Annotated in this window: 17 protein-coding genes and 1 pseudogene; 10 read left to right on the top strand and 8 right to left on the bottom strand. The window is 39.4% G+C overall.

The genetic code is table 11. The features are described 5' to 3' along the window. Nucleotides 1-31: 31 nt before the first annotated feature. On the bottom strand, nucleotides 32-499 hold the full coding sequence (locus tag F944_RS00320; RefSeq protein WP_004985216.1) for a Holliday junction resolvase-like protein: 468 nt from the start codon (nucleotides 497-499) through the stop codon (nucleotides 32-34). A gap of 153 nt (nucleotides 500-652) precedes the next feature. Here F944_RS00320 and F944_RS00315 point away from each other — a divergent pair, with 153 nt between their 5' ends. Together F944_RS00315 and F944_RS00310 are read left to right on the top strand one after the other, a co-directional pair. Next, nucleotides 653-1,297 carry a ParA family protein gene (locus F944_RS00315; RefSeq protein WP_004985214.1) on the top strand — a complete coding sequence of 215 codons (645 nt, stop codon included), beginning with the start codon at nucleotides 653-655 and terminating at the stop codon, nucleotides 1,295-1,297. Between the two features lie 222 nt (nucleotides 1,298-1,519). Further along, nucleotides 1,520-2,629 (top strand): AI-2E family transporter, encoded by a 1,110-nt coding sequence (locus F944_RS00310; RefSeq protein WP_004985212.1) that lies wholly within the window; start codon nucleotides 1,520-1,522, stop codon nucleotides 2,627-2,629. A 192-nt stretch (nucleotides 2,630-2,821) separates the two neighbouring features. Here the strand turns inward: F944_RS00310 and F944_RS00305 are convergent, their stop codons facing one another. From F944_RS00305 to F944_RS00295, 3 genes are all read right to left on the bottom strand, one after another. Then, a complete protein-coding gene (locus F944_RS00305; protein ID WP_004985211.1) occupies nucleotides 2,822-3,076 on the bottom strand; it encodes a CPCC family cysteine-rich protein in 255 nt (84 codons plus the stop codon). Nucleotides 3,077-3,170: 94 nt separating this feature from the next. After that, nucleotides 3,171-3,443: a NadS family protein gene (nadS, locus tag F944_RS00300; RefSeq protein ID WP_004985209.1), complete on the bottom strand. Its 273-nt coding sequence runs from the start codon at nucleotides 3,441-3,443 to the stop codon at nucleotides 3,171-3,173. After that, the gene (locus F944_RS00295) at nucleotides 3,436-3,756 is read right to left on the bottom strand and encodes a type II toxin-antitoxin system RelE/ParE family toxin (protein WP_004985206.1); all 321 of its coding nucleotides are present in this window, start codon (nucleotides 3,754-3,756) and stop codon (nucleotides 3,436-3,438) included. Before F944_RS00295 ends, nadS begins: the two co-directional genes overlap by 8 nt. Before the next feature lie 291 nt (nucleotides 3,757-4,047). Here F944_RS00295 and F944_RS00290 point away from each other — a divergent pair, with 291 nt between their 5' ends. The 3 genes from F944_RS00290 (at nucleotide 4,048) to F944_RS00280 (ending at nucleotide 7,290) form a co-directional block, all read left to right on the top strand. Beyond that, a complete protein-coding gene (locus F944_RS00290) occupies nucleotides 4,048-4,659 on the top strand; it encodes an NAD(P)-dependent oxidoreductase (protein ID WP_004985203.1) in 612 nt (203 codons plus the stop codon). A 121-nt stretch (nucleotides 4,660-4,780) separates the two neighbouring features. Beyond that, nucleotides 4,781-6,931 (top strand): YccS family putative transporter, encoded by a 2,151-nt coding sequence (gene yccS, locus F944_RS00285; RefSeq protein ID WP_004985198.1) that lies wholly within the window; start codon nucleotides 4,781-4,783, stop codon nucleotides 6,929-6,931. 71 nt (nucleotides 6,932-7,002) lie between these two features. After that, entirely contained in the window at nucleotides 7,003-7,290 is a 288-nt protein-coding gene (locus F944_RS00280) for a DUF3817 domain-containing protein (RefSeq protein ID WP_004985195.1), read from the top strand. A 58-nt stretch (nucleotides 7,291-7,348) separates the two neighbouring features. Here the strand turns inward: F944_RS00280 and craA are convergent, their stop codons facing one another. Continuing rightward, nucleotides 7,349-8,578: a chloramphenicol efflux MFS transporter CraA gene (gene craA / locus F944_RS00275; protein WP_004985193.1), complete on the bottom strand. Its 1,230-nt coding sequence runs from the start codon at nucleotides 8,576-8,578 to the stop codon at nucleotides 7,349-7,351. Between the two features lie 510 nt (nucleotides 8,579-9,088). On the opposite strand from craA, the gene F944_RS00270 reads away from it, so the two are divergent. Further along, nucleotides 9,089-9,682 carry an NAD(P)H-dependent oxidoreductase gene (locus tag F944_RS00270; RefSeq protein WP_004985186.1) on the top strand — a complete coding sequence of 198 codons (594 nt, stop codon included), beginning with the start codon at nucleotides 9,089-9,091 and terminating at the stop codon, nucleotides 9,680-9,682. Between the two features lie 10 nt (nucleotides 9,683-9,692). Beyond that, the gene (locus F944_RS00265) at nucleotides 9,693-10,007 is read left to right on the top strand and encodes a putative quinol monooxygenase (protein WP_004985182.1); all 315 of its coding nucleotides are present in this window, start codon (nucleotides 9,693-9,695) and stop codon (nucleotides 10,005-10,007) included. A gap of 29 nt (nucleotides 10,008-10,036) precedes the next feature. Here F944_RS00265 and F944_RS00260 read toward each other — a convergent pair. From F944_RS00260 to F944_RS00250, 3 genes and pseudogenes are all read right to left on the bottom strand, one after another. Further along, nucleotides 10,037-10,802, bottom strand: a pseudogene (locus F944_RS00260) (nucleotidyltransferase domain-containing protein). Between the two features lie 88 nt (nucleotides 10,803-10,890). Then, nucleotides 10,891-11,259: a hypothetical protein gene (locus F944_RS00255; protein WP_004985178.1), complete on the bottom strand. Its 369-nt coding sequence runs from the start codon at nucleotides 11,257-11,259 to the stop codon at nucleotides 10,891-10,893. Nucleotides 11,260-11,359: 100 nt separating this feature from the next. Beyond that, a complete protein-coding gene (locus F944_RS00250; protein WP_004985175.1) occupies nucleotides 11,360-12,769 on the bottom strand; it encodes an FAD-binding oxidoreductase in 1,410 nt (469 codons plus the stop codon). A 380-nt stretch (nucleotides 12,770-13,149) separates the two neighbouring features. On the opposite strand from F944_RS00250, the gene serA reads away from it, so the two are divergent. From serA to F944_RS00235, 3 genes are all read left to right on the top strand, one after another. Continuing rightward, nucleotides 13,150-14,382 carry a phosphoglycerate dehydrogenase gene (serA, locus tag F944_RS00245; RefSeq protein WP_004985171.1) on the top strand — a complete coding sequence of 411 codons (1,233 nt, stop codon included), beginning with the start codon at nucleotides 13,150-13,152 and terminating at the stop codon, nucleotides 14,380-14,382. Nucleotides 14,383-14,472: 90 nt separating this feature from the next. Next, nucleotides 14,473-15,357 carry an EamA family transporter gene (locus tag F944_RS00240; protein ID WP_010588684.1) on the top strand — a complete coding sequence of 295 codons (885 nt, stop codon included), beginning with the start codon at nucleotides 14,473-14,475 and terminating at the stop codon, nucleotides 15,355-15,357. Nucleotides 15,358-15,441: 84 nt separating this feature from the next. Continuing rightward, on the top strand, nucleotides 15,442-16,320 hold the full coding sequence (locus tag F944_RS00235) for an EamA family transporter (RefSeq protein ID WP_004985166.1): 879 nt from the start codon (nucleotides 15,442-15,444) through the stop codon (nucleotides 16,318-16,320).

Here is a 16,320-nt window from a genome sequence, read left to right as displayed (position 1 = left end):
GCATTAGATCGCAGAGAAATCATTGATTCACCTAATCGTCAAAATCAATTCTAAGTATTTCGAAACGGACTCGACCTTCTTGCACCGCTTGCGCAATCGCTTGCTGACCTTTAGTGAGTCGTGCGCCTCCACTTTTAATATCCATCAGAATCACTTCGATATCTTCAGCTCGACCTTCACCATCACGAAAGTCGGTATAACCATCAAATACCACATAATCCACAGGATCACCTAGAAATTTGGCATCACTCGGCAAATAACGAAATTCTGGCATAATCGGAGCAAGCTGTTCCGCCATTTTTCCCTTTAAGACTGCACGACTGGTATTTACACTACGCTTTTGTGCCTGTGCCAAAGCCTGCTGATGTTCAAGTTCTAGTTCGCTAATATATTGTTCATATTCTGCCCGAATACGTCCATTTCGTGTATTTGAAAGAATCAAGGTGGTGATGATGACACCAATACATGCTCCTATTAACATTGCCATCCAGATGGACATGAATTTACCTACTCTAAATTTGGTTCATACTTTAAGGTCTAAATATTTTAACGTTTAAACACTTTAAATAAGCTGAAGACTTTTGTCATGTGTAACCTTTCAATGCTAAAAAGATGCTAATCTAATCCAGTAAATCAAGAATATATCTCGGGCATGAAAACGATACTTATAGCAAATCAAAAAGGCGGATGTGGTAAAACCATTACAGCAATTACACTGGCTTCGGCACTGGCGCAAAAAGGATATAAAGTTGCGCTAGCCGATGCGGATAATCAAAAATCAGCGCTGCAATGGCTCAAACAGCGACCAAAAACCGCAGCAATGATTCAGAGTCTGGACTGGCGTCATGAAAAATCCATTGGAGATGCGCCTAAAAATATCGATTATCTGATTATTGATGCGCCAGGTGCCTTATCAGGTGAACAGGCTGAACAACTGATTAGTGAAGCGCATGCGATTGTCACGCCGCTTCAACCTTCTTTTTTTGATATTGACAGTACCAAGCGTTTTTTAAAACATTTACAGGATATTAAACGGATTCGTAAAGGTAAGGTTGGAATTCATTTAATAGCCAATCGTATGAAAGCCAATACTTCAAGCAGTAAAGATATTCAGCAGTTTTTTGAAAAAATCGAACAACAACCTGTAGCTGCGATTTCTGAACGAAGTGCTTATGGTCAACTGGCCATGCAGGGCTTGAGTATTTTTGATCGATCTCAAAAGAATTTTTTATTATTACAGACGCAATGGCAACCGCTGCTCGATACTTTGATTGAAGATCCTGCTGAATGGTTCTAATTGCGTTTAAATCTTTAAATTCTTAAAGCAATATTAGACTTCTTTCATAAATCCTTTTTATTTATCCCTATGGGAGAAAAAAATAAAGAAGGTTTCAACAATGATGAAAGAAGTTTATTTGCGTTCATTTTAACAACGCAATGCAACTCAAGATTTATTTTCTGATTATTTGTTTTCAGTTAAGATGATGAATTGCCCAATATTTAACAGATAGAGAGTTCAGTGCAACAATACGCGCCAACCCTACAACGAGCTTTACTGTTCGGATTACTGATTATCCTGCTTTTTTTAGGATTTAATATCCTGAAATATTTTATTGTTCCTGTGGTTTGGGCGGCGATTATTGCGTATATGACTTGGCCAATTTATCTGTGGGTACAGCGTTTGTGTGGAGTGCATCGCCCAAATCTGAATGCCTCAGTCATGATTTTACTGATTATTTTGGTGATTGGTGTACCGCTGACTTTTGGCGTATTTATGCTGCAACACGAAGGCCGCAATCTCTTTTTTGAACTACAAAAACAAATTTTTTCAGGTCATTTAGATGTTCCAGATTTTATTCGTGAGCTGCCGATTATTGGAAAGGAAGTTTCACGGATCCTCAATGACATCAATAATGACCCTAATAGTATTACCCAAAATGTAGCCGCGTGGATTCAGGGTCATATGGGCTATGGCCGTTTTGTATTAAGTGAAATTAGCCGAAATCTGGTTAAATTGGGTTTTGCGCTTTTATCACTCTATTTCTTTTACCGTGATGGGCCGATCATTTTAAGTCAGGTCAGTAAAGCCATGGAAATGGTCATCGGGCCACGTGTTCATCATTATCTGGACACCATTTCTGAAACCACTCGCGCAGTTGTTTACGGTGTTGGTTTAACAGCAGTGGCTCAGGCAATTTTAGCAGGACTCAGTTATTTTATAGCAGGTGTCCCAAATCCAATGGTTTTGACCATTGTTACCTTTTTATTGGCCTTGATTCCTTTTGGAACGCCTGTGGCATATACCTCTGTCGCACTTTGGTTGTTTTCTCAAGATCATATGATGGGTGCGATTGGTGTGATGCTATGGGGTGTTTGTATCGTCAGTACTTCTGATAATGTGATTCGTCCTTTGGTGATTTCAGGCGCAACTAAGATTCCGTTTTTACTCATTATGTTTGGCGTATTGGGCGGTTTAGCCAGTTTTGGATTGGTCGGATTATTTATCGGCCCTGTGATTTTGGCAATTTTGCTTGCGATCTGGCGTGAATGGTTACATGAAAATATTGAACCTGAACCAATGCCGAAAACCACCATGATTTATGATGATCTGGATGATCCTAAAGTTTAGTGATTGAATATTTTTAAGTTTTGAAACAAAGAGTTTAAGCCGATTGATATCAATCGGCTTTTTTTATAGAGCTTTTTAAAGGTGAAATTAAATTGATTCAATAGACTTTTTATCAAGGTAATAAAACTAAAAATTGTCTTAAAGACAGATATTTTGTTTATTTTTAGAATACAACGTATAAGCACTATAATATTATTTGGGGTATTCAGACTCATATGGTGTTCGGGCATTTTTTACTGATCCCTGTTCTTTTGCTCCAAATTTTTTAAAATTAATACGTGCTTGATTAAGAGATGGAATATTTGCTCCGCCACTAAATTCAGGATCATCATTCTGTACAGGATCATTTTCCCAGAAACAGACAGGGCAAATATCGTAATCGTCATTACACGGCTCAGGCCTAGTTAAAAAACCACAGCACACACATGGATATGTATCTTCTTTCAATTATTTCCTCCCTTAAGTTTTCTAAAATTAACACAATGCACCTTATGGAAAATCAAAAAAGAGAGCGATCAGCTCTCATTTTTAGATAACCTTTTCAAATAAGGCTTGGGTGAGCATCTAGAATTCGAATTAATGTCACTGCTGGCCCCGTTGGATAGCGTCGCCCCTGTTCCCAATTTTGCAAGGTACGAGGACTAATATGCAGACGTGCCGCAAATTCATTTTGGCTTAAGCCAGTTTTTTCACGTACTTCTTTAATATCAGGCAATTCGAGTTCTGTAACTCGACTTGCTTTAACTTCTTCACGTTTGATAGCTCCAGCTTCTTTGATTGAAGCAACCAAGTCATCAAATAAGTTGTTATCCATGAAATTGCTCCTTCACGAGTTGACGCAGCATGGCTGTTTCCTTATCTGTTAAATTATCTTTCACTGATTTGGGATAAGCCACTAAGAAAAAGATCTGATCATACTCGGTAACCCAATAATAAATCACCCGTATGCCACCACTTTTCCCTTTGTTACCTTGAACACAACGTACTTTACGAATACCACCGCCATTCTTGATTAGGTCACCTCTATCAGGCTGTACCAAAAGATCTTGCTGAAGTTGACGATATTCTTCATCAGATACAAGGTCTTTAATTTGCTTGGTAAAGATACTGGTTTCAATAAATAACATGGACCCTTTATACGTCATTGGCGTATTTGGATTTTAGCAGTTTTCACAATAAAAAACGAGAGCTATCCGCTCCTGTTATTCCCAAATAGCTTTCTATTTAACCTCATCTATCTGTCCGTATCAAAATTACCACCAAGCTTAAATTTCTTATTGATACTCCAACACTTATACCCAAACTGTTACAGGGTATGGACATAAAACGAACGCAACTTACATGCCAGATAGGCATGATAGAAGTCACTGTAATTCAAACTTAAGTTAAATTTTTGACAAAAAATAAAGAGGCGAACAATGAAAATTGCTTTAATCGGTGCAACAGGTATGGCAGGTTCACGTATTTTGGAAGAACTAGTTTCACGTGGTCACTATGTCAAAGCCATTGCGCGAGACACACATAAAGTGGCGGATACGGAACGTGTGATGGCAGTTAATGTCGATTTAAATGATCATGAGGCTTTAGTAGATGCATTAAAGGGACAAGACGCGGTGATTAGTGCCGTTCGTTTTCAGGGCTTAGATGCTCATGCATTAATTGAAGCGGTACGTGACTCCAAAGTAAAACGTTATTTGATCGTGGGCGGTGCAGGAAGTTTACATATACCTCATCAAAATATCCGTGTTTTGGACACACCTGATTTTCCTGATGCTTATAAACCTGAAGCAGAAGCGGCAGCAATATTCCTCGATAAACTCAAAGAAATCGATGATCTCGACTGGACGTTTATTTCACCTTCTGCTGAATTTGGTCCGGGTAAACGTACAGGTGAATTTCGATTGGGTAAAGATGAGCTTTTGATCGGCGAAGAAGGCAGTAAAATCTCGGCTGAAGATTTTGCGGTGGCACTAGCGGATGAGCTTGAACAAAACAATCATATCCAGCAACGTTTTACCGTGGGTTATTAAGGTCGTAAATCGTTTTTGCAAAGGAAGCGAATCATTCGCTTCCTTTTTGTTGAATCAGGATTGACAGGCTTTTAAAAAAAGCCCAACCTCAATAAAAATATTAATGAAATCCTCCCAATTCATGAATGGCCTCACCCGTTTCTTTAAACATTATAATTTTAATGCGACACTGGTTTATTGCTTTCAAATTTTTATTGTTCTGACAGGAACAACGCTTGGCTTGCGTTGGCTTGGACATGATGAGTTGATCGTTCCAGTTACACTCGGTGCGATTGCGACAGCATTGACCGACTTTGATGATCGCTTAAGCATTCGACTTCGAAATTTGTTTTATGTGGCTGTATTGTTTTTTGCGGTCAGCAGTATTTTAGAGTTTTTAGCACCTTATAAATTTCTACTGATTTTATACTTATCACTTTCGAGTGGTTTTTTAATTTTATTAGGTTCACTTGGTCAGCGCTACGCCACCATTTCGTTTGGTACCATTTTAATTTCAATCTACAGCTTATTTGGTTTAGGCGAATATCAGCATTGGTATCAACAACCGGTCTATTTTGTGTACGGCGTGATTTGGTACGGTATTACCTCAATTGTTTTTTTTCTGATTAAACCTACACTGCCTGTTCAGGATAACCTTTCGCAAGTCTTTAGCCATTTGTCTGATGTGTTGATGACCAAAGCCCGACTCTTTGACCCTGATAACAAAGACAATGTTGAGCCATTATTATTTGAACTCTCAAAAGAAAATGCGCAAGTGGTTCAATATCTCAATACCACAAAAGCCTCATTACTGACTCGACTGAAAGCCTCTCGAGTTAATAAAAACAGCATCTACTGGCTGCATTTATATTTTGTCGCGCAAGATATTCACGAGAAAGTGAGTGCCAATTATTTACATTATGAACAGATCCCACACAATTTTAGCCGCAGTGATCTGATCTTTCGCTTTCAAAAGAATATTCGGCTTTTGGCGCTTTCCTGCCAGCAATTATCTGAATGTATTTTGCGAAATGAAGCATTTACGCCAGTTCATGATCCCACACATGCTTTAGAAAATCTGGAACTTTCACTACAGGACTGGATACAGGATCATCCATATAATACTGGAGTCAAAAATCTAAAATTAATCGTTAAAAACTTAAAAGATTTGCACGACCAACTCAGTCATTTACAGGATGTACAATTTACCTATGCGTATCGTTTTGAACAGCATGTCGATAATTTAAACTTATTGGATGATGATATTCACGGCATCAAAGATTTATGGCTTAAATTTAAACAGCATCTTACTCCAAAATCTGCGCTATTTCGCCATGCAACACGCATCGCCTTTGTCTTTGCCACAGGTTCACTGGTATCACTTTTACCCTTTGCGCAAAATGGTTACTGGATCGTTCTAACCAGTTTATTTGTCTGTCAGGTGACTTATTTCGCGACCAAAAGTCGTTTAAAACTACGAACTTTAGGTACTTTACTGGGAGTCATTTTAGGTCTGCCGATTCTTTATTTTGTGCCAAGTGTCGAAGGTCAATTGATCATCACCGTGATTTGTGGCGTATATTTTTTCTATCTCCGTCAAAAGAAATATGCGCTTGCGACTTCAATGGCAACCTTAATGGTATTGTTGATTTTTAACCTTAAAGGCTTTGGTTATAGCATTATTGCGCCACGTATTTTAGATACCCTCATTGGCTGTGGCATTGCATGGTTTGCCGTGAGTTTTATCTGGCCAGACTGGAACTTTCGTAATATTTCCAACAACATTAAAAAAACCAGTCAAGCAAGTATCAATTACCTAAATGCTGTGCTGAACCAATACCAGTTTGGCTGTACCAATAGTGTTGAATATCGTACCGCAAGGCGTTTGGCACATAATGCACAAACTGAACTTTCCAGTATGATTTCCAGTTTAAGTGCGGAACCGCAACCGAATCAGGCGTTAATTCATTCTGCTTTTCGCTATCTGGTGTATAGCCATAGTCAGCTTAGTTATATATCTGCGCTCGGAAGCCATCGTCAAAAGATTAATGATCAGCAAGTCATGGACTTATTAAAATGGTGTACCAATACACTACAGCAGACGTTACTCGAACAAAAACCACTTCCTGCGCAAGATATTGAGCAAAAGTTATCGGAAATTCGACAACTTTCTGAACAGAACTCCACATCGGATTACTTCATGTTAATTTTAAAACAAATGAGTTTATTGCTCGAAACCTTGCCTGAATTACTCATGCTGCAAAACAAACTATTATCAATGGAAATTAAATAGCCTCTGTTGTTGTTCAGCTTTCAACCGATCTAGGCTACACTCGGTCTTTGTTTATATTTTTTGAGCGAATGATGAACGTCAAAACTTTACGCATTGTTGGATTTTTAGAAGGTTGGTCTTTTTTATTGCTCCTGTTTATTGCCATGCCAATGAAATATATTTGGGATAATCCACTGTGGGTCAAATATGTCGGTATGGGGCATGGTTTACTGTTTATTTTATTTATCGTCGTTTTATTGGTGGTATGCCAACGGATGCAATGGTCGATTCATATGTTTATTTTAGGTTTGATCGCGTCGATTTTACCGTTTGGCCCTTTTGTATTTGATCATAAATTAAAACAATCAAACCAAACCTAAGTTGCTTAAAAAAATAATTTCGCGATAAAAAGAGCGAACCCGTAGATTCGCTCTTTGCTTAAAACTGCCCTTCCTGCCTACGTTGCTGCATCAGTTTAAGCAAAACTTGCTTGGGTTTTAAAAACCAAATCGCAATCAAAACAAAAGAGGCGAGACTAAATGCCATAATATGAAAATGGACATAGAGTTCGCGCACCAGTTCAATAATTCCAAAGAAGCTTAACATCAGTAACATCGACACTGCTGCCGCAACTGTGCCTTTACTCATCTCAGATGACATCAAAGCAAAGCGATACATCACCGAAAAACTAATGCCTTCACCAAAACTGATCAAGGTCATGCCGATTAATAAACATGGCACCAGATAGTGTTGGCAGATTGCCCCGATCACTAAGATAACAGTGCCTAATAGCATTATAGGTAAGCCTGTGAGAATCGTGGTTCCCAAAGGATAACGATCCATAATCTTAATCAGCACAATATTGCCCAAAATCAGCCCGATAAAAACGGGGAACTGTGCTAAGCCATATTGCACACTACTAAACTTGAGTTCTTCCACTAACATCACAGGGGACAATGCAATCCATAGCATTAAAGGTAAACTCACCAAAGGCAATGCCAGAGTAAGACCTAAAAACTTTTTATCGGTAAAGACTTTTTTAAAATCATCAAACAGATAAATAAACGGTTGACGCGTCACACTCTGCTGCTGACTTGGCATTTTGGCTTTTAATCCAAACCAACTGATCAATGCCAACAAAGCGATTGCAACGAAGCCCCAGTGCCATGACACATAATCAATCAGAAAAGCACCAAAAACAGGCCCAAGTAATGGTGCAAGTAAGGAAATATTGGCCATTAACGCCATGACTTTAATGGCATCACGTTCGGCAAAAGTTTCCTGAATCGCGGCATAACCGACCGCAGCAATCACTGTCAATCCGATCCCTTGTAAGAACCGAAAAGCCAAAAATTGTGCCATATTTTGAGTCAATAAAATCAATAAACAGCAAATGCCGAAAAATAACACACCCGTTAATAAAACCTTTTTTCGACCTAGACGATCTGAAAGTGGGCCGAGTAACCAAGCCACACTTGCACCGCCCAATAAATAAAAAGACATCGAAGAAGGCGCCCATGTCGAACTGACACCAAAATCCTGTGTAATGGCCAGCATCGCTGGCTGAATTAAATCATTGCCAATATAAACCGCAAGTTCAAACAGAACCAAAGCCAGCGGAAACATTAAGGTCTGACGATTTAATGTTGTCGTTTGCATATTTTGCATTGTGATCTACTTATTCAAGATGTCTGTTTGCAAGCTGAACATTATTTTCTAATCAATATGCGCCAGCCCAATGACAAACATTGAGTTTTAGAGAGTTGAATTTTTGATATGCTGACTATTCAGCTATACAACACTGTATTCACAAAGTGTCTGAATTTTGAGGAGAAAATAACAACGTGAGATTGAGGTCAAATGATATGACCAAGATTTATGAAAAATCTGGCGCAAACATAGCACTTTTTATTTTCAGCGTCGATATTAAAATGTTAAATAAAGCGCAAGATTGTTATTTCTTTCAAATTATTTTTAAAATTTAACTACAAATTATGCATGTTGTGACTGTGAGTAAACGCGAAGTTATCCACAGTTTGAGTTAAAAAATAAACAGCACGCAACTTCCTATAAAGAATTATTGATTTTTAAGCAATAATATTTTGCAGATTCATGCATTTTTTAGAATCAATAAACACTCTATATTGACTATCATGAATTTTAAAATCAGGTTCTCCCGTGAGTCATATCTTAATCATCAACGGTGCTAAAGCATTTGCACATTCCAATGGCCAATTGAATGATACCTTAACCGATTTTGCGCAACGTCATTTAATCCAGTTAGGTCATGACGTCAAAGTAACGCGGACGGACAGTGACTATGATATTCAAGCTGAGATAGATAAATATGTGTGGGCAGATGTGGTGATCTATCAAATGCCAGGTTGGTGGATGGGCGCGCCGTGGACGATGAAAAAATATATCGATGAGGTATTTACCATTGGTCATGGTGTACTGTATGCCAGTGATGGACGCAGCCGTTCCGATGTCACTAAAAAATATGGTTCAGGTGGTTTGATTCAGGGCAAAAAATACATGTTGTCTTTAACATGGAATGCCCCAATCGAAGCATTTACCGATCCTGATCAGTTTTTTCACGGCGTCGGTGTAGATGGCGTGTATTTACCTTTTCATAAGGCAAACCAATTTTTGGGAATGGACTCACTCCCCACTTTTATCGTGAATGATGTGATTAAGATGCCAGACGTGCCGAGCTATCTCGATGCTTACAAAGCCCATTTAGATCAAGTTTTTACAGTTGAACAGGAATAAGGAAAACACAATGTTGACGATTATTGCCGAAATTCGTATCCATGCAGCTACGGAACATCGTCAAGCTGTTTTAGATGCCTTTCAAAAAATCACCCCTACGGTGTTGGCAGAAGATGGTTGTTATGGTTACGAGACTTTAATTGATCACTTACCTGCGCTTGAAATACAAACTCAAGATCAAAACTTAATTGTAATGTTAGAAAAATGGCAAAGCACCGCGCATCTTGAAGCGCATATGCAAACTGCCCATATGCAGCGACATTTTGAAGCGATCAAAGATCATGTGGTGGATGTCAAAGTTCGTATTCTACAAAGTAGGTTTTAAAATTAAAAACGATCAGTAGAAGCTTGCTTCTACTGATAATAATACTGCTTCAAATGACGACTATATTCTGTCAGGTAGCGTTCTAAACCCTCACGCTGATCAGATTTTTTTCATCTCTTTAGCAGCCAACTGCTCAATTTTCGTTTCCAACAACTGAAGAATAGCTGTCTGCTCTACTTCTGGAAGTTGGGCTTTTTCTTTCTGCTGCTTTTTAATTTCTAAATAATCTTCCGCCCAATGACGTAAAGGATCATTAGCAGCGATTTGTTCAAATAAAGTGGTAATCAACAATTCAGGCATGATTTCCTGAGTTGCTAACTCTGCTGACATCAAACCACGAATCGAATAAAATACTTTCTTATAAGTAAAATTATCTGCGGTTTGCATCACTTTCATCCCACCTTTCGCTAGTGATAAGTAGTGATGATATAGCGCGCTATAGTCAATTCGCTCAAGCAACCCATTGCGGAAACTTTGCCATTCTGGAAAAGCATTAAAATACACAATATGCGCTCGTACCCATTCGATAACTGTGGGATTACTTTTAGCGAGCAGACCAAACATTTTATCTAAATCATAAGAAACAAAGTCAAAATCGCCATCCATGATTTCTATCAGATCACGATGCTTTTTATAATCAAAATACTGATCTTTACTGGGTAAATGGAAGCCACGCACATCATAGTCACTGTCAGGACTTGCCATACCCCATAAACGACTGCCACTTTCAATATAAAATAATGGAATGTCTTGGCGCTGTTGGAACAGCTTTTCAATTTCGCGATGGATGTTCATTATTATAAAAATCTCATAAAAAAAGCATATCTTCCGATATGCTTTTACCTAAAATTTCTTATTTATTCAAGCAATAAAGCCTAAAACACTAAGAACACAACTTGCTCTGAAAACTGCGAGTATTCTTGCCTCTGGCACATTGATAACTCTGCTGTTTATTTTGCAACTGCCATTTTTTATCATCCAACTTAAATAAATATTCAGTTTTAATCGCAGACACCGAATCATCCATTAAACCCGTTTGAATGACCGTAATTCTGGAAACAGTAGGAGATTCAACTCGATTAAACACTTGCTGAATCGAGGTATTTTGATGTTCTTTACTAATTTCAGGCTGCGCTTTTAAAACCTGTTGCATTGGGCTTTCGCCACCACCCAATGACATTAACTTAGTGGTTGTGGCACAACTCGTCATCAATCCCAAACATAATCCAGAAATCGCAATTAAACGTAACATCTTTTTCACACATCTAAAAAACAAAAGGCGTAGCTTTATGATGCTACGCCAATCTCAATTACACTGTAGAAACTATGTAGCTTCTACAGTTTTGTGATTTTTATAAATCAAACAATTTACCCGGATTCATAATACCGTTCGGATCAAATGCCAGTTTCAAGGCTTTCATATAACCAATTTCTTCAGGTGAACGCGAATATTCCAAATACGGTTTTTTGGTCATCCCTACACCATGTTCAGCCGAAATTGAACCATCATATTTTTTCACTGTATCGAATACATATTTATTCACCACCTGACATTTGGCAAAGAACTCATCCTTGCTTAAATTCTCAGGTTTCAAAATATTTAAATGTAAATTCCCGTCACCAATATGACCAAACCAACAAATTTCAAAGTCTGGATAATTGTCCTGCACAATGTCATCAATTTCTTTAATAAATGCAGGCACATGTGTGATCAAAACTGAAATGTCGTTTTTATACGGAATAAACGGCGCAATCGACTCAGAAATATCTTCACGCAAACGCCACAAGCTTTCAACCTGATCCAGACTTTGGCTCATCACGCCATCAAGCACCCAACCCTGTTCCATACAATGTTCAAAAATCTGCATGGCTTTATCCATAATCGGCTCATACGGTGCTTCAAATTCAAGTAACACGTAAAATGGACATTGCGTTTCAAAAGGGCGTTGGACATGACCACGATCCAACACTTTTTGCATCGCCAGTTCACCAAAGAACTCAAAAGCCGTCAGGTCAATTTCCTTTTGGAATGCATGTAATACAGGCATCACCGCATCAAAATCAGGCACACCTAGCACCAATACCTGTAGATTTTGTGGTTGACGTTCCAGTTTAATTTCAGCTTCAGTCACTAAACCTAAAGTTCCTTCACCACCAATAAACAAATGTTGTAATGCATAGCCAGTTGCGTTTTTAACCATGCCTTTGTTTAAGCGTAAAATATCGCCTTTACCTGTGACTACGGTCAAACCTAGCACCCAGTTACGCGTCATGCCGTATTTGATAACTTTGATACCGCCCGCATTGGTGCCAATATTACCGCCAATCTGGCTCGAACCAGCAGATGCAAAATCAACTGGATAATACATGCCCTGTTCTTCAGCGTAATTCTGCAATTGCTCAGTCACCACCCCTGCTTGTACACGTACCATACGATCTGCTGGGAAGAATTCCAGAATCTGGTTCATCTTGTCCATACTAATGACAATTTCACCGTTGGTCGCAACTGCACCTGCCGATAAACCTGTGCGACCACCTGATGGTGTAATCGCCACATGAAATTGATTGGCAAGTTTGACGATCGCTTGAACCTGCTCAGTACTTGATGGAAAAACGATGACTGATGGGTTTGGATCAAAATGCTTGGTATGATCGCGTCCCCAATTTTCAAGACTATCCGCATCGGTTTTAATTCGGTTTTCACCGACGATCGCAGTTAATTGGGTAAGTAACTCAGGTGTTAAAGCGACTGGAGCATTCATCGTTTACAGGCCTAGCAAGAAATAAACAGGTGGGGTTAAGAAATTTGAAAATTGTACTGCAATCCACATACACAAGTTGCAGCATGACTCACAAATTTCTAAAAGCGTTTGGTGTTTTACCAAATATTCATCTTATTTTACATGTAAGCAGGCGCTGGATAAAGCATCGCTTAAACATACAGTCACTACAAAATGTGTTGAATAGCTTATTTAGAAATATTCAATTTTTTAATCTGCCAACCACAACTTGAATTAGATTGTCAATAAATTGAAATTTATTCAGCTCATGATTCCATATCGTTGCGTGATAACGCATAAACAACTGGCAGGACTTGTGATATAATTTCGCGACTAAATTTGGCCTTTGTAGCGGAGCCGTAATGAGCCAACATCTATCACTACCTAAAGATAAAATTCGTTTCTTGTTGTTAGAAGGTGTTCACCAAAACGCCATCGATACTCTCAATGCAGCGGGTTATACCAACATCGATTATCATAAAACTGCGCTGGAAGGCGACGCTCTAAAAGAAGCCGTCAAAGATGCGCACTTTATTGGGATTCGTTCGCGTACTCAACTCACTGAAGAAGTGTTTGAAGCTGCGAATAAATTGATCGCGGTCGGCTGTTTTTGTATCGGAACCAATCAGGTTGATTTAAAAGCCGCGATGTCACGTGGTATCCCAGTTTTCAACGCCCCGTATTCAAATACGCGCTCCGTTGCTGAACTGGTTCTTGCTGAAACAATTTTATTGTTGCGTCGTGTGCCAGAGAAATCAACAGATACCCATGCAGGTGGATGGAATAAATCTGCGGTTGGTTCTTTTGAAACACGTGGTAAGACTTTAGGTATTGTGGGTTACGGTTCGATTGGTTCTCAGCTTTCTGTATTGGCAGAAAGTCTTGGTATGAAAGTGATCTATTTTGATGCCGTGACCAAACTCCCATTAGGTAATGCACGTCAAGTAGGTTCACTGGATGAATTACTTGCAACGGCTGATGTGGTGACTTTACACGTTCCAGATGTACCGTCTACACGCAACTTCTTCAAAAAAGAACAGTTTGCTAAAATGAAAGAAGGTTCAATCTTCTTGAATGCGGCACGTGGTACCTGTGTGGTGATTGAAGACTTGGCAGATGCATTGAAATCTGGTCATCTTGCAGGTGCAGCGGTCGATGTATTCCCGAAAGAGCCTAAAGCCAATGGTGAAGAATTTATTTCTCCACTACGTAACATTCCAAACGTGATCCTCACCCCACATGTGGGCGGTTCAACTATGGAAGCGCAGGCCAATATTGGTCTTGAAGTAGCTGAAAAGTTTGTCGCGTATTCTGATAAGGGTATGACGCTTTCTGCGGTGAATTTCCCAGAAATCGCATTGCCATTGACTGAAGGTAAACATCGTCTGTTGCATATTCACAAGAATATTCCAGGCGTATTGTCTAAAATCAATAATCTATTTGCAGATCAAGGTATTAACATTTCTGGTCAAAGTTTAATGACCAAAGGTGATATTGGCTATCTGGTCATGGATGTTGATGCATCTGCCTCTCAGGAAGCTCTGGATATGTTGAGCGAAGTCGAAGGTACGATTCGCGTTCGTATCTTGTTCTAATAAAATTTTTGCTCAAAAGCCACAGCAATGTCTGTGGCTTTTTTGTCTCAACATGAATTATCATGCTTAAAAATATACCGTTTGTTCAAAATGTCCTTATCTAGTCCGAAGTCGCAATTACAAGCTTTAATTTTTCTGCTTGTGGCGATGATCTGTGTGCAAAGTAGCGGTTCTCTCGCCAAAGTCTTATTTCAAAGCTACCCCGTTCTGACGGTTTCTGCGATGCGACTATGTTTTGGCGCGCTGATTTTAGCGGTGATTTTTCAGGCATGGAAAATCCAGTGGCAAAAGGTTCGCTGGAAAGCAATTATCAGTTATGGTCTGGCGCTGGCAGGAATGAATGCCTTATTTTATTTATCGCTGCAACGTTTACCTTTGGGCATCGCAGTGGCATTTGAGTTTGTTGGGCCGTTAAGTATTGCTCTTTACTATGCTAGACAAAAATACGATTTGATCTGGGTGTGCTGTGCCATTGTAGGCTTACTCTTACTGTTTCCATTTCATCAGGCCAGCCATCATCTGGATCTGATTGGAATAGCTTATGCCTTAGCGGCAGGTGCTTGTTGGGCATTGTATATTATTGCAGGTCAGAAGCCTTCAGGCATTTCAGGCAATCACACGGTATTTCTAGGCATGACAATTGGTGCATTGCTATTAATTCCGATTGCATTTCTAACAGGCTCTATGGCGCACGTCTTTGAACTTCCCTATATTTTTTATTTTATTGCACTTGCAATTTTAGCCAGTGCCTTGCCTTTTTCACTGGAAATGCTGGCATTAAGACGACTCACTGCACTAAGCTTTGGTACACTGATGAGCATGGAACCTGCGGTTGCTGCATTTTCCGGTTTCATCTTTTTGGGCGAAAAATTAATATGGAGTCAATGGCTTGCTTTAGCAACGATTATTACAGCTTCGGTGGGTTGCACAGTGACAACGCAACGCGCTAAACGTACAGACCATGTAGTGCCATGAAAGACTCATCTCAGTTTCTTATAATAGATGTTATTGCATACAAGATTTATCGTTTCAGTTATTTATATCTTTTGAGCCCTCACCATGTCTAATACTCCATTGATTGCTGTCCTAGCCATGATGTTGTCGATGATGTGTTATCAAGTTAGCGCATCTTTTGCCAAGCAATTAATTGCAGTATTAGATCCCTTGAGTGTAACCATTTTAAGGCTCTGCTTTGCTTCAGTTTTAGTCTTTTTCATGTTTCGATCTTGGAAAATCTTAAGCAAGCTTTCGACTTTAAAATGGCGTGACTTACTCGGTTATAGTGGCGCTTTAGGTGTCATGAATGTGTTGTTTTATATGTCTCTTGGCAAATTGCCCCAAGGGATTGCGGTTGGATTAGAGTTTATTGGCCCACTGGGACTCGCCTTACTTTCGATTCAGCAACGCCGCGATTATATCTGGGTAATCTGTGCCATCTTAGGGATTGCCCTGATGGTACCTTGGCAACAAGCGGCTCAGGCAAACTTCTCCTTAACTGGTGCAGCGTTTGCACTTGGGGCAGGTTTATGCTGGGCATTTTATATCTACTTTGGACATAAAGTGGTACGCCAAAATATCGGGATGCATGCCTTGACCATTGCCATTAGTCTTTCAGCGATGGTGTTATTGCCCATTGGTTTAGTTCATCAACCTGAACATCTTCTCGATTCTGAGTTTTGGCCAAAGGCATTGTTGATTGCCATCTTAGCCACCGCTATTCCGTATGCACTAGATTTATTTGCCCTAAAAAGACTGACTAAACTCAGCTACGGCACATTATCAAGCCTTTCTCCTGCTTTGGCCGCACTCGCAGGTTTAATCTTATTGCATGAAAACATTACGTTATTACAATGGATTGCCCTTGGTTTTATTATGCTTGCCTCAATTGGAGTTACGCTACGCGCATCGCGTCAAGACATTGATCACTCTACTACGTAA

The organism is Acinetobacter ursingii DSM 16037 = CIP 107286 (assembly GCF_000368825.1).
Taxonomy (GTDB): Bacteria; Pseudomonadota; Gammaproteobacteria; order Pseudomonadales; family Moraxellaceae; genus Acinetobacter; species Acinetobacter ursingii.
The sequence above is the reverse complement of the archived record's forward strand: the minus strand, read 5'-3'. Positions and strand labels throughout refer to the sequence as shown.